We start from the raw sequence: 12,705 nt of genomic DNA on the forward strand, positions 1-12,705 counted from the left end.
CCGGAAGGCGCCGCGCCATACAACGAGGTGTGGACCACTGGCCTGACCTACGACAATTATGACCTGGCGGGTTGGGAGATGAATTTCCTGGCCTTCTACCAGGATTATGAGTCGCTGTTCGGTGCGACTAACTCCAAGTCCTTCCAGGATCCATCGATCGCACCTGTCGGCACGCTCTACGATCAGACCAATGCCACCACGACCAAGTACGGCACCAAGCTGTCCTTGACCAGGGGCGACCTGTGGGACGACCGCCTGAAAGTCACTGCTGGCTTCGACACCCTGGTCGATGAGACCAAGCAGTACCTGTATCAGACGGACCGCACCTATGTGCCCCAGTCCGATTACACCGATCTGTCGCCGTTCCTCCAGTTCGAACTCAAACCCATCGATTCCCTGACCTTGTCGGCAGGCGTGCGTTATGAGTACGCCAAGATCGAGGTCGATGACTATCAGACCGTCTATGGTCGTGGTGGAGTCGATGTGGAAGGCGGATCGCCGAGCTTTGATGAAACGCTCTACAACTTCGGCGCAGTGTGGTCACCAATCGATAACTGGAGCCTGTTTGCCAACTATTCCGAAGGCTTCTCGATTCCGGATGTGGGCCGTGCCCTGCGCAGCATCAATGAGCCGGGGCAATCCGTGGATGACTTCAAGAATCTGCAGCCGATCGTCACGGACAACATCGAGACCGGCGTACGTTACCAGGGTGACAGGCTGGGTGCCGAGCTGAGCTACTATGAGTCGTCCTCTGACTTTGGTGGCCGAGTGGACCGCGAGAATGATGCCTTCGTTCTGCGTCGCGAGGAAAACGAGATCAAGGGCGTTGAAGCCTCAGTGGATTACCGCTTCAACGATGCGCACAAGACTCGCCTTGCCTATTCGCATATGGAAGGGCGCTATGATTCCAACGACAACGGCACTCTGGATGCCAAGTTGAATGGTCTCAACGTTGCTCCGGACCGTCTGATCGCCAGTTGGTCGGCCAACTGGACGCCAAAGATCAGCTCCTTCGTCCAGGCCAACTATGCCTTCGACAAGAGTTTCGATGAAGAAGAGCGTGAGTTCGATGGCTACCTGCTGGTCGATGCCGCCATGGGCTACAAGCTGCCTGTCGGTCAGGTCAATGTTGGCGTCGCCAACCTGTTCGACGAGCAGTACATCACCTACTACTCGCAGAGTGCTCTGGTCGATGACGAGCGCTACTTCGCGGGGCGTGGACGCACCGTGACCGTCGGGTACAGCGTGGATTTCTGATCCATTGATCCTCCAGGCCCTTGCCCCGGCGAGGGCCTGGATATCGGCTGGAAATCTGTCAGCAAGTCGTCATGAACAAGTGGTAAGAAACAAGACGTCATAGCAAGTCTTTTGCAGGCTGTCATTCAGGACAGGATGGCAGCCCGCAAAGGAAATATTGCCGTATGCCCTGGCGAGAGAAGCATTACCTTGGCGGCTCTCTTTCAGGTTTCCTCGGTATATCAGGGCTCACAAGAAGCCTTTATAAAAACAGTAAATTACCGTGTGGCTAGCAAATATCGAGCGTAACAACGTCATATTTGCGGAGACCATATGAGTCAGCACCTGAATCCTCGTACACCATGCGAGGTCAGTCGACAGGCATCCTGGCATGCTCTGCTCAACTGCACGGTCAAGGAATTGGCCATCCCGGGAGGACTGCTGAGCTATCAGTGGCCTGCCAACCAGGAAGGGCTTCCAGAGTTGAGTCATGGAATCCCTTTGTTGATCGAATGGCCCAATGGGCTTTCCCTGTTCGTGCTGGTCGACAGGAAGTCCACCCTGGGCAGTCAGTACTATCTGTCGGATCTGTATCTGCGTGATACAGCGAATGCAACCTGGCAGGTGCCGGAGTTCGCGGCATTTGCTGGCGCACTGGTGAAAGCTTGCCAGCACTTTGAGGATGGCGGCAGCAACGCCGAACTGCTGGACCAGATCTGCCAGAGCCGAGATGTCATGCACGATATCGTGCAGCATGCCGGCGACAGCCAGTCTCCGTTGCAGGACTACCCCGGCAGCGAGCATGGGCTGTGGTTCGGCCATCCCAACCATCCCTCGCCCAAGGCCCGACAGTGGCCCCCCGAACTCGATGCTCATCGTTATGGCCCGGAGTTCCGCCCCGGCGGATGCTTGTATCAGTTCGAGGTACCGCGGGACGGCCTGCAGATCAATGCCAATCGTATCGGCTCAGACGCGGTACTGGCCTGTGTGGCCGATCAGCGTCATGCCGCGAGTACGGATCGTGCAGTGATCAGCATGCATCCCGTGCAGGCAGCGCTGTTCAAGCAGGATCCACGAGTCGTGACGCTGCTGCGTGATGGCGTATTGCGCGACCTGGGGGAGACCGGCTTTGCCGCGACGCCGACGGCGTCGATGCGTACCTGGTACATCGCGGACCATCCTTTCTTCATCAAGGGTTCCCTGAACGTGCGCATTACCAACTGCGTGCGCAAGAATGCCTGGTACGAGCTCGAAAGTACCCTGGTCATCGACCGCATCATGCACCAGTTGATGGAGCAACGTGATCCTGCCCTGGCGGCACTGTGTGTGTCTCATGAGCCGGCAACACTGCATTGGGCGCCTGCCTGGGCAGATGACGATACCCAACTGTGGTTCCGTGAACAGACCGGGATCATCCTGCGCGAGAACTTCTGTCGCCAGGAAGGTGCCGAGAACTGCCTGATGGCAGGCACGCTGTTCGCCCGTGACACTGGCCTGGTGCCATTGGCGCCTGCCTTTGTCGCAGGAGAGAGCTCTGAAACGTCAGAACTACCGAGTGAAGATACGCTGGCTGCCTGGTTCGATGGCTATCTGCACGGCCTGATCCAGCCGGTGCTGGCGCTGTTCTTCCGTCATGGCATCGTCATGGAACCTCATCTGCAGAACTGCGTTCTGGTGCATCAGGATGGCCGTCCGCAACGGATACTGCTGCGCGACTTCGAAGGCGTCAAGCTCACCGATGACAAGGGCGTCGACTGGCTCGCGGGAGAGTGCAACCTGCCTTCCCGAGTGCGTGAGTCGATGATCTACAGCCGCGAGAAGGGCTGGCAGCGCATCGCCTACTGCCTGTTCATCAATCACCTTTCAGAAGCCATTCTGGCACTGAGCTGGCAGCGTCCCGAGCTGGGCGAACAGCTCTGGACGCAGGTCTTTGCCGAGCTCAAGCGGGTACGCGAGGTGCTGGCGGTGGAAACGCCAGAACTGGATGCCCTGATTGCCGGCGAAGCCCTGCCATGCAAGACCAACTTCAAGCTGCGCCTGTCGGCCCAGGCGGACCGTCAGGCTCAATATGTGCACCTGCCCAGCCCGTGGTGCAAGGAAAAGAGCCAGGAGGCCATCTATGCATAAGGGAACCTTGCCCGAGCGCATTCCCAAGAGCATTGTTGCGGCCATCAAGCAGCAATGTTTTCAAGAGCGTGCACAGCATCGCGATCCCTTGGCGGCGTTCTTCTATGATCTGCCGGCACTGGCTGAACATGCCCGTGGGCTCAAGGCCGCATTACCCCAGGGAGTGGAGCTGTTCTACGCGATCAAGGCCAACAGCGAAGCGCCGATTCTGGAAACCCTTGCCCCTATTGTCGATGGTTTCGAGTTGTCGTCCGGTGGTGAAATCGCCCGTGCACTGGGCTGTTCCCAGGCCAAGCCCTGGGTGCTGTCCGGGCCGGGAAAACTCGACTCGGACATGGAACAGGCCATCGCCGGTGGCATCGAAGCCTTTCATGTCGAAAGCCTCAATGAGATCGATCGCCTTCAACGGATTGCCAAGCATGCGGCGGAGGCTGGAAAAGGGCAGGGACAGCCTGAAAAGACGCAGAAAGTGCTGCTGCGCATCAACCCATCATTACCGGAAACCTTCGGCAGCCGTCTGAAGATGGCAGGGGCACCGACACCTTTCGGTATCGATGAGAGTGACCTGGGCGAAGCAGTACGTGCTGTGGAAGTGGCCAGCCATCTTGAGCTTGTCGGCTTCCATATTCATGCCATGTCGCACCAGAAGGATGTCACACGCCATCGTGAGCTGATTGCCTTCTACCTGTCGCGCTGGCCGCAGTGGCGGGCTCTGGCCAGCCGTCCCGAGTCGCTCACCCAACTCAATGTGGGCGGTGGCATCGGGGTGAATTATCACATCAATGCTGCTAGCCAAATCAATAGTGCCGGCCAGATCAGCGATGCCAGCCAGGCCCACGAAAACAGTGAACAGTTCGACTGGCCGTTGTTGTGCCAGGGAATTGAAGAAGCGCTGGCGCAGATCGATAACCCTCCGCGCCTGCGCTTCGAGATTGGCCGCTTCATCAGTGCCTTCTGTGGCTACTACGTGATCGAGGTGCTGGATCAGAAGACCAGCCATGGCGAGCATTTCCTGGTCTGCCGGGGTGGCACCCATCAGTTCCGTTTGCCAGCGGCACAAAGCCATGATCACCCCGTGATTCACCTGCCTCGCTCAGCGCTATCTCCCGTGTCATCGGCAGGGCCATTGTCAGAGCCATCATCGCTGCCATCACTACGGGGCCAGGAACAGGACTGGACCGTGGTGGGGCAGCTGTGCACGCCCAAGGATGTGCTCAGCCGAGGTCAGCGCATGCAAGGCGTTAAGGTCGGCGACTTGCTGGTGCTGCCGTTGGCGGGGGCCTATGGCTACAACATTTCCCACGCGGATTTTCTGTGTCATCCGCGTCCTGCACAGGTTTTCGTGCAGGAGCCTGAATCAGATCACGCGCCAGCCGAAGCTCAGAGTTCATTGGCCACCTGCGTCTAACGCATTCACCACGCGTATTCATCAAGCGCATTCATCAAGAAGGTTATGTATGTCATCCCATCCATCATGTACGCCACTGCCGTTCATCGCGTTTTCCCAGTGGCGCCACTATGCACGCATCCAGCAGCGCGTCATCGGTCAGCTGTTACAGACACTGCTGTACGAAGACGTACTGAGCTACCGTTTTGTCCCCCATTCTCTCATCGCCGATAGCTCCGAGCCTGGTAACGGCGAGGCCCGCGATGTCAGGTCTGGAAATGGCCGTTTTCTGGTCGAACTGGGCGCGGTGAATTACGAAGTACATGGCTGGTTGTGCGACAGCTTCGAGCTGGTTCGCTTGGATCATTCTTCTCTTCTGCGCATGTCAGTCCAGCACGAGCCTGAACAGCCGGATCTGCACACTTTTCTGGCTGATCTCAAGACGGCACTGGGCGACCAGGCCATGCAGCCAGGCTTTGTCGAGGAACTGGAACAGACCCTGGTCAAGGACCTGCAGTCCGCCGCGGAGTACACGGCATTCGACAAGGCTTTTTCTCATGCGCTGAAGGCTCACCATGCGCTGAAGGCTCCTCATTCGCTGAAGGCTCCACAGCAACTGGATGCCGATGCCCTGGAGCAGTATTTCACCGACGCGCACAGCTACCACCCGTGCTACAAGTCGCGTCTCGGTTTTTCGCTGGATGACAACCGTCGCTACGGGCCGGAGTTTGGTGCCGATATCCGCGTGCTGTGGTTGGCAGTGCCCAAGCAGTATGCGCATTTTTCGGCGGTAGAAAGGCTCGACGCGCAGGCGTTCGTGGCAGCTCAGGCTGGCGAGGACGTGCTGGCGCGCTTGGCGGAGTATCTGCAACGCCGTCAGCTGGCGCGGGAAGACGTCGTTCTGCTTCCCGTACATCCCTGGCAGTGGCAGAACAGCACGGTCCAGGCGCTGCATGCTGAACTGGCAAGTGGGGAAGTGGCATGCCTGGGCGAGGGCGATGTGGTCTTCACCGCCCAGCAGTCGATCCGTACTCTTGCCCCGCAAGACAGCAGCAAGGCCTATCTGAAGCTGGCGATGAGCATCACCAACACCTCCAGCACGCGGATTCTGGCCCGGCATACCGTGACCAATGGCCCCATCGTCACCCAGTGGCTGCAGCGCCTGATTGCCAGTGACGAGACCGCACGCCGTGCCGGCTTCGTGATCCTCGGCGAGGTGGCTGGTGCGGCGCTGGATGAGCGGGCCTTCCCGGCTGCACGTTATCCCAAGGTGTACGGCACCTTGGGCGCCATCTGGCGCGAGAATGTTGCCAGCTATCTGCAGGATGGCGAGCAGGCGGTGCCGTTCAATGGCCTCAGCCAGCATGAGAAGGACGCCGAAGGTACGCCCAGCGTGCCGTTCATTGGCCGATGGATCGAGCAGCACGGTCTCAAGGCGTGGACGCAGCAACTGCTCAACGTCACCATTGTGCCGATCATCCATATGCTCTATGCCGAAGGCATGGGCATGGAGTCCCACGGCCAGAATATCGTGGTCATCCATCGCGATGGCTGGCCGCAGCGGATTGCGCTCAAGGATTTCCACGATGGCATTCGCTATAGCCCGGCGCATCTGGCTCGCCCGCAGCTGGCCCCTGAGCTGGAACCGGTGCCGGCGAGTCATGCGGCGCTGAACCGCAACTCTTTCATCATCACCGATGATGTCAATGCGGTACGTGATTTCTCCTGCGATGCCTTCTTCTTCATCGCGCTGGGAGAAATGGCGATCTTCCTGCGTCGTTACTTTGATCTTGCTGAAAACGAATTCTGGGCCATGGCCGCCAAGGTCATCATCGATTACCAGAACACCAACCCGCAGCATCGCGAGCGCTTCGCGCTGTTCGACGTGTTCGCGCCGACCTACGAAGTGGAAGCGTTGACCAAGCGGCGTCTGTTCGGTGATGCCGAAGCCCAGATCAAGATCGTACCCAACCCGCTGGCCCCGTTCCGGCCTCAGGATTTGCCTGTCGCCCATGCATCAGAAGAGACGGCCACATGCTGAGACCCAATCGACTCAAACGTGCGCTGGCGGACGGGCAGGAAGTGTATGGGGTGATGGCGTCCTTGCCGGTGGCTGCTTCCATCGAGCTGATCGCCGAAGCCGGTTTCGACTTCGTGATCATCGATACCGAGCATGTGCTGATCAACCCGGAAACCATCGAACACATGATCCGCACCGCCGAAAGCTATGAGCTGACCCCGCTGGTGCGCGTGGCCGACGGCGATGCCAAGGTGGTCCTGCGCCTGCTGGATGCCGGTGCACAGGGCATTGTGGTGCCCCAGGTGGAAGATGCCGAAACTCTGGCCCAGGTAGTGGCCGCAGCAAAGTATGCACCGCTTGGCCAACGCAGCCTGAATGCCGGACGCCCGGGATCCTTCGGCAAGTTTCCGCTCAAGGATTATGTCGCCCGCGCCAATGACGACATCATGCTGGTGGCCATGATCGAGAGCCGTGCTGGCGTCGACAACATCGATGCCATCGCCGCTGTGCCAGGGCTGGATCTGATACTGGAAGGCGCTGCGGACCTGTCCCAGTCACTTGGCGTGACCTGGGACACCCAGCATCCGAGTGTCATGCAAGCCCTTGAAACAACACAGCGTGGCGCACAGCGCCACGCCATTCCCTATTGCGCCTTTCTCCGTCATCCACAAGCCCAGGCCGCATGGCGGGAGAAAGGTGTGCATGCCTTCATGCTCGGTGATGAGCGAGGCATTGCATTTCGCGCCTTACAACGTGCGCTAGCGAGCGCCAAGGAACATCAGGAGTGATACAGATGAGTGCAAGCAACGCACCGCAATATGCCGCAACCCAGATCCAGCAGGCGCTGGTGGATGGACTGCTGGCCGAGGGCTTCTTCGACAAGGTCGACATCGAGTGGCGCACAGCGGCAGAAGCCAAAGCGCTGATTGGCCAACTGCCGGAATACTTACTGCTGACATCTGATCCAGCACAGCGCCTGTGGCGCTGGCATTATGACGCTGAAGCCGGATTGGCGCTGGTCATGCTGCTGCGTCCGGGGATTACCCAGGCCTGGGAAAAGGTACCGGGCAGCCGTGTTCTTCAGCAACGCCAGCAGGGTCAAGAGGCTACCTGGGAAGCGCTGACGCCTCAGCACCTGATGCGTGCCGTGTACCAAGGCATGAACGCACTGGATGACACCATCGACACGAACGAGCTGACCGCGGGCCAGCAAGTGTTCCTCGATGCGCTTGCCGTCAGTGAATGGCAGACCGCTTCTTCCGTGAACCACCGAGTGGATACGCAACAGCTGCTGGAGCGTTCCCCGGCGGAATTCTTCGCCATCATGGAGCAGTGGGCCTCGCTGCTGGATCGTCCCTATCATCCCACGGCCAAGGCCAAGGAAGGCATGGACGAGCAGGAATACCGCGCTTACATGGCCGAGTTTGCTCAGCCTGTCGGCCTGCGTTGGGTGGCGATTCCCAGAGAGCGGATGCTGTGCGGTGCCGGTGTTGGCGAAGGCGATCAGGGCCCCAGCGCCTGGGTGGCAGATGAAGCACTGCGCAACGCTCTGGATGCGGAACTGAACAAACACGGCCTGGCCGATAGCCATGTGGCCATTCCCGTGCATCCCTGGCAGCACCAGCATGCCTTGCCCAAGTGGCTGGCAGAAGACTTCGAGGCGGGCCACTGCGTGACACTGGAAGTGAGCGATGAGCGCTGGCTGCCGACCTCTTCGCTGCGCTCCATGGCGCCGATGGACGGTTCCGCTCACTATCTGAAGCTGCCGATGGCGATCTATTCCCTGGGGGCATCGCGCTACCTGCCGGCGGTCAAGATGCTCAATGGCGATCTCAGCGCTCGCCTGCTGCATCAGGCCAGAGCCAAGGATGAGCATCTGGTCGAAGGGCTCTACCTGTGCGACGAAGGCAAGTGGTGGGCCTACATGCCGCCCGAGGCGACGCTGTTCGACGAAGCACCGCGTCACCTGTCGGCCATGGTGCGCAGCTATCCCCAGGCGCTGCTGGATAATCCTTCGTATCGCTTGATCCCGATGGCGGCACTGGGCACACCGCTACCGGAAGGTGGTCACCACTTCTTCGACGACTGGCTGGCGCAGCGTGGTGAAGAGATCAACGCGCAGACGGTAAGTGCGCTGTTTGGCGAGCTGTGCGAGTGCTTCTTCGATATCAACCTGCGCATGTTCCGCCTTGGCATGCTGGCCGAAGTGCATGGCCAGAACGCCGTGCTGGTGTGGAAGGACGGCCGTTGCGATGGCCTGTTGCTGCGTGACCACGACTCCCTGCGTATCGCCGTATCCCGCCTTGAACAGCATGGTATGCAGGACCCGTGCTACCGGATCAAGAAGGGCCACGCCAACACGCTATATCACGATGATCTCGAGGCTTTGCTGTTCTGGCTGCAGACCCTGGCGATCCAGGTCAACCTGCGCGCCATCATCGATACCCTGGCGGGGCATTATGAGGTCGACGCTGCATCGCTGTGGCAGGTGATGGCACAGGCCATCGACACGCAGATCGAAGCCATCCCGTTCGAGGATGAAGATCGTGTCATGCTGCGTGAAAAGCTGCTCAATGCTCCCAACTGGCCCTACAAGTTGCTGATCGCTCCGATCATCGAGCGCGCCGGCGGCCCCGGCAGCATGCCGTTCGGCAAGGGCGAAACTACCAACCCCTTCCGCCAGGCCGGATGTGCGGCTTCTCATGATCGGAAGATCGATGTCGAAGAAAACGTGGCCAAGGAAAGCGAGGCACTGGAAAGCAACCGACTGGAGCGTGAAGCCCAGGAGAGCGTGGCATAAGCCGGGCTTTATCAACCGCTGACGAGTGAGAGGCACCTTGGTTCTCTGGGGTGCCTATTATCGGAGATATACCTAAATGCAGACCGCAATCTTCGACAAGATGGAGTCTGAGGTTCGCACCTATTCGCGCTCATTCCCGACAGTGTTCACCGCGGCAAAGGGGGCGAGGCTGACGGATGAACAGAGCCATGAGTACATCGACTTTCTCGCCGGGGCTGGCACGCTCAATTACGGGCACAATCACCCGGCGCTGAAACAGGCGCTGCTGGAATATCTCGCCGGTGATGGCATCGTGCATGGCCTGGACATGTGGACACGGGCCAAGCGCGATTACCTTGAGACGCTGGAAGAGACCGTCCTCAAGCCGCGGAAGCTGGAGTACAAGGTTCACCTGCCAGGGCCAACCGGTGCCAATGCCGTGGAAGCGGCGATTCGCCTGGCCCGCCTGGCCACGGGGCGTCATCACATCGTGTCCTTCACCAACGGTTTCCACGGTGTCACCATGGGCGCGCTGGCCTGTACCGGCAACCGCAAGTTCCGCGAGGCCACGGGCGGCATTCCACTGCAGGGCACCAGCTTCATGCCCTTCGATGGTTATCTGGGGGATGGCGGCGATACGCTGGGCTATTTCGCCAAGTTGTTGAGCGACGCCTCCAGTGGCCTGGACCTGCCCGCGGCAGTGATCGTGGAAACGGTGCAGGGCGAGGGCGGCATCAATGTCGCCAGCGTTGCCTGGCTACAGGGTCTGGAACGTCTGTGCCGCCAGCACGGTATCCTGCTGATCGTCGATGATATCCAGGCCGGCTGTGGTCGGACCGGCAAGTTCTTCAGCTTTGAACATGCCGCTATCACCCCGGATATCGTCACCAACTCGAAATCCCTGTCCGGCCTTGGCCTGCCGTTTTCCCAAGTGCTGATGCGCCCGGAACTCGACAAGTGGAAGCCCGGGCAATACAACGGTACCTTCCGCGGTTTTGGCCTGGCCATGGTGACCGCGACAGCAGCGCTGAGGACCTTCTGGCGCGACGACACGCTGGAGCAGGAGGTGCAGCGCAAGGGTGAGCGGGTAGCCGAACACATGCAGCACATGGCCGCCTGGCTGAAGGGACAGGGCATTGCTGCATCCGAGCGCGGACGTGGCCTGATGCGCGGGCTCGATGTCGCAGACGGAAAGCTGGCCGATCGCATCACCAGCGAAGCCTTCCGCCAGGGACTGGTCATCGAGACCAGCGGCCATGCCGGGCAGGTAGTGAAGTGTCTGTGTCCGTTGACGATCAGCGATGAGGATCTGCTGGCGGGATTGGCGATTCTGGAAGCCAGTATCAAGTGCAGCGTGGCATTGCACTCGGCGGCTTGAGGGAAACACTGCATAAATGCCTGTGCGTGCGAATCACTGGGCTATAGCCGCCATCCCTGGCGGCTACCCTTCGGGCCATCCGAAGAATGTTCCAATTCGCTCCCGGCGAATTGGTGCGCGGTGCTCACAATCCTCACCTATACCCTATAGGCTGCGGTTGTTGCGCTCCGTGCGCCTAGTGCGACCCACATGGATGTGGGAAGTGCGATTGTTCGTCGGGAACGAACATAGCCTTCATCCCGCTCGGCTGATTTATTCAGCGTTTCCTGAGATAGCGGTTTCCCCAAAGAAGGAATCCCCGGGAGTGCAGCACTCCCGGGGATTTTTTTGATCTCTTGGATGCATTTTTACTGGCCGCGATATAGATGACCAAGGTTAACGTTCCTTGATAGTCTTGAATGTCGGTGCGTATAATTCTACGTATAAATGTGCGTTTAAAAATGCATTTAAAAGTGCGCATAAAGAAAGTTTGCCTAAAGATAGGCATCAGGAGAGCTTTATGGCCAGCTTGCTGGATCGCCCCGAAGACGCTGTGTCCGCCACTGCCATGGCACGTAGCTTCAGTGCAAAACTGAAAGAGGTCTCTACACGGATGACCGACAGGCTGGTGATCTTCAAGGATAACCAGCCTGCAGCGGTGTTGATGAACGTACAGGCATATCAGGACATGATCGATGAGCTTGAGGATCTGCGCATCGAGGCGGTGTCCCGAGACCGGCTGGCCACATACGAGAGTGAACAGGCGATTAGCCACGATGATATGCGGGCGCTCTTCGGCAAAGAGGAGTAACTAGATGGCATGGAACGTCATCTATCACCCGGATGTTCAGTTGGATCTGAAGCGACTAGGTACACCCGCCGCAAACCGTATCCTTGATGTTATCGAGGAGCGAATTCGCGACGGAGAGCCGGACAAGATCGGCAAGCCACTGCGCGGAACATTGTCAGGCTGTCGAAGGATTCGTACAGGCAACACTCGCATTGTTTACCGAGTGAACGGTGGTGCCATTGAGGTATTGATCATTGCCGTCGGAGCGCGTCGAGAAGAAGAGGTTTACAGGACGGCTCAACGGCGGGTGTAGTGACGACATGTAGTGACGACATTCTCACGGCGTATCGCTGGCAAACCAATGCGGATAGGTTTCGGCCAGCTCCTGGCGGCGGTGGTCTTCCTGGGCCTGCTTGGCGATGGCTTGTTCCAGCAGGGTGGCAGCGCGGTGCGGGGGTACGACGAAGATGCCGTCATCATCCCCCAATACCAGATCGCCGGGATTGATGCTGACGCCATCGATGGCGACTGGAACGTTGATCTCGCCTTCGAGCTCCAGTGCGCGGGTGGTCAGCGGGCTGGTGCCGCGTGAATATACGGGAAGTTCCAGGCGTGACAGATGGTGCCAATCGGTGATGGCTCCGGATGTCACCACACCCGCCAGGCCCTTGCGTAGCGCGGCATAGGCACGCAGTTCTCCCCAGCAGGCCCGCCGTTCGTCGCCGGACATGTCGATGACCAGCACATCCCCGGGACACGCCATCAGCAAGGCCTGGCGAATGATGCTGCCGTCGATATGCGGAATTCTCACCGTCAGGGCGGTGCCGAGCATGCGGATCGGACGCCGGATCGGCTGCAGAGAAGTGATGGCCCCGAAGTCGGTGAAGTGGCCCAGCGTGGACGTGGCAATATCCCTGAAGCGCTGCACCAGCTCCGCAGGTATCTTTTCTTCGCGTGGTCGAATATGAAACGACGGAACATGGCATGACGGTTCGTGTGACATCGGCAA

Annotated in this window: 10 protein-coding genes; 9 read left to right on the forward strand and 1 reads right to left on the reverse strand. The window is 59.2% G+C overall.

The window, feature by feature from the left end; translation table 11 throughout:
- The 9 genes from Q1K07_RS12830 to Q1K07_RS12870 all read left to right on the forward strand — a co-directional run.
- The coding region (locus tag Q1K07_RS12830; RefSeq protein ID WP_300311400.1) for a TonB-dependent receptor at positions 1-1,257 on the forward strand (1,257 nt) is incomplete at its 5' end.
- A 312-nt stretch (positions 1,258-1,569) separates the two neighbouring features.
- On the forward strand, positions 1,570-3,363 hold the full coding sequence (locus tag Q1K07_RS12835) for an IucA/IucC family protein (RefSeq protein ID WP_300311402.1): 1,794 nt from the start codon (positions 1,570-1,572) through the stop codon (positions 3,361-3,363).
- Positions 3,356-4,771 carry a type III PLP-dependent enzyme gene (locus Q1K07_RS12840; RefSeq protein ID WP_300311404.1) on the forward strand — a complete coding sequence of 472 codons (1,416 nt, stop codon included), beginning with the start codon at positions 3,356-3,358 and terminating at the stop codon, positions 4,769-4,771. Before Q1K07_RS12835 ends, Q1K07_RS12840 begins: the two co-directional genes overlap by 8 nt.
- 49 nt (positions 4,772-4,820) lie before the next feature.
- Positions 4,821-6,791: an IucA/IucC family protein gene (locus tag Q1K07_RS12845; RefSeq protein ID WP_300311405.1), complete on the forward strand. Its 1,971-nt coding sequence runs from the start codon at positions 4,821-4,823 to the stop codon at positions 6,789-6,791.
- A complete protein-coding gene (locus Q1K07_RS12850) occupies positions 6,785-7,558 on the forward strand; it encodes an aldolase/citrate lyase family protein (RefSeq protein WP_300311407.1) in 774 nt (257 codons plus the stop codon). Before Q1K07_RS12845 ends, Q1K07_RS12850 begins: the two co-directional genes overlap by 7 nt.
- Before the next feature lie 5 nt (positions 7,559-7,563).
- A complete protein-coding gene (locus Q1K07_RS12855) occupies positions 7,564-9,570 on the forward strand; it encodes an IucA/IucC family protein (protein ID WP_300311409.1) in 2,007 nt (668 codons plus the stop codon).
- 76 nt (positions 9,571-9,646) lie between these two features.
- Positions 9,647-10,927 carry a diaminobutyrate--2-oxoglutarate transaminase gene (ectB, locus tag Q1K07_RS12860; RefSeq protein ID WP_300311410.1) on the forward strand — a complete coding sequence of 427 codons (1,281 nt, stop codon included), beginning with the start codon at positions 9,647-9,649 and terminating at the stop codon, positions 10,925-10,927.
- A gap of 499 nt (positions 10,928-11,426) precedes the next feature.
- A complete protein-coding gene (locus tag Q1K07_RS12865) occupies positions 11,427-11,717 on the forward strand; it encodes a hypothetical protein (protein WP_300311412.1) in 291 nt (96 codons plus the stop codon).
- A 4-nt stretch (positions 11,718-11,721) separates the two neighbouring features.
- On the forward strand, positions 11,722-12,009 hold the full coding sequence (locus Q1K07_RS12870) for a type II toxin-antitoxin system RelE/ParE family toxin (protein ID WP_300311414.1): 288 nt from the start codon (positions 11,722-11,724) through the stop codon (positions 12,007-12,009).
- Between the two features lie 24 nt (positions 12,010-12,033).
- On the opposite strand, the gene Q1K07_RS12875 is transcribed toward Q1K07_RS12870, so the two are convergent.
- Positions 12,034-12,699, reverse strand: a complete 666-nt coding sequence (locus Q1K07_RS12875; protein ID WP_300311416.1) for an RraA family protein — start codon at positions 12,697-12,699, stop codon at positions 12,034-12,036.
- Positions 12,700-12,705: the final 6 nt, after the last annotated feature.

This window comes from Halomonas sp. (genome assembly GCF_029263665.1).
Classification (GTDB): domain Bacteria; phylum Pseudomonadota; class Gammaproteobacteria; order Pseudomonadales; family Halomonadaceae; genus Halomonas.

Excerpts from the sequence above, each read along its gene's own strand:
- Q1K07_RS12835 (WP_300311402.1), top strand. The coding sequence starts at position 1,570 with ATGAGTCAGCACCTGAATCCTCGTACACCATGCGAGGTCAGTCGACAG.
- Q1K07_RS12840 (WP_300311404.1), top strand. The coding sequence starts at position 3,356 with ATGCATAAGGGAACCTTGCCCGAGCGCATTCCCAAGAGCATTGTTGCG.
- Q1K07_RS12845 (WP_300311405.1), top strand. The coding sequence starts at position 4,821 with ATGTCATCCCATCCATCATGTACGCCACTGCCGTTCATCGCGTTTTCC.
- Q1K07_RS12850 (WP_300311407.1), top strand. The coding sequence starts at position 6,785 with ATGCTGAGACCCAATCGACTCAAACGTGCGCTGGCGGACGGGCAGGAA.
- Q1K07_RS12855 (WP_300311409.1), top strand. The coding sequence starts at position 7,564 with ATGAGTGCAAGCAACGCACCGCAATATGCCGCAACCCAGATCCAGCAG.
- ectB (WP_300311410.1), top strand. The coding sequence starts at position 9,647 with ATGCAGACCGCAATCTTCGACAAGATGGAGTCTGAGGTTCGCACCTAT.
- Q1K07_RS12865 (WP_300311412.1), top strand. The coding sequence starts at position 11,427 with ATGGCCAGCTTGCTGGATCGCCCCGAAGACGCTGTGTCCGCCACTGCC.
- Q1K07_RS12870 (WP_300311414.1), top strand. The coding sequence starts at position 11,722 with ATGGCATGGAACGTCATCTATCACCCGGATGTTCAGTTGGATCTGAAG.
- Q1K07_RS12875 (WP_300311416.1), bottom strand. The coding sequence starts at position 12,699 with ATGTCACACGAACCGTCATGCCATGTTCCGTCGTTTCATATTCGACCA.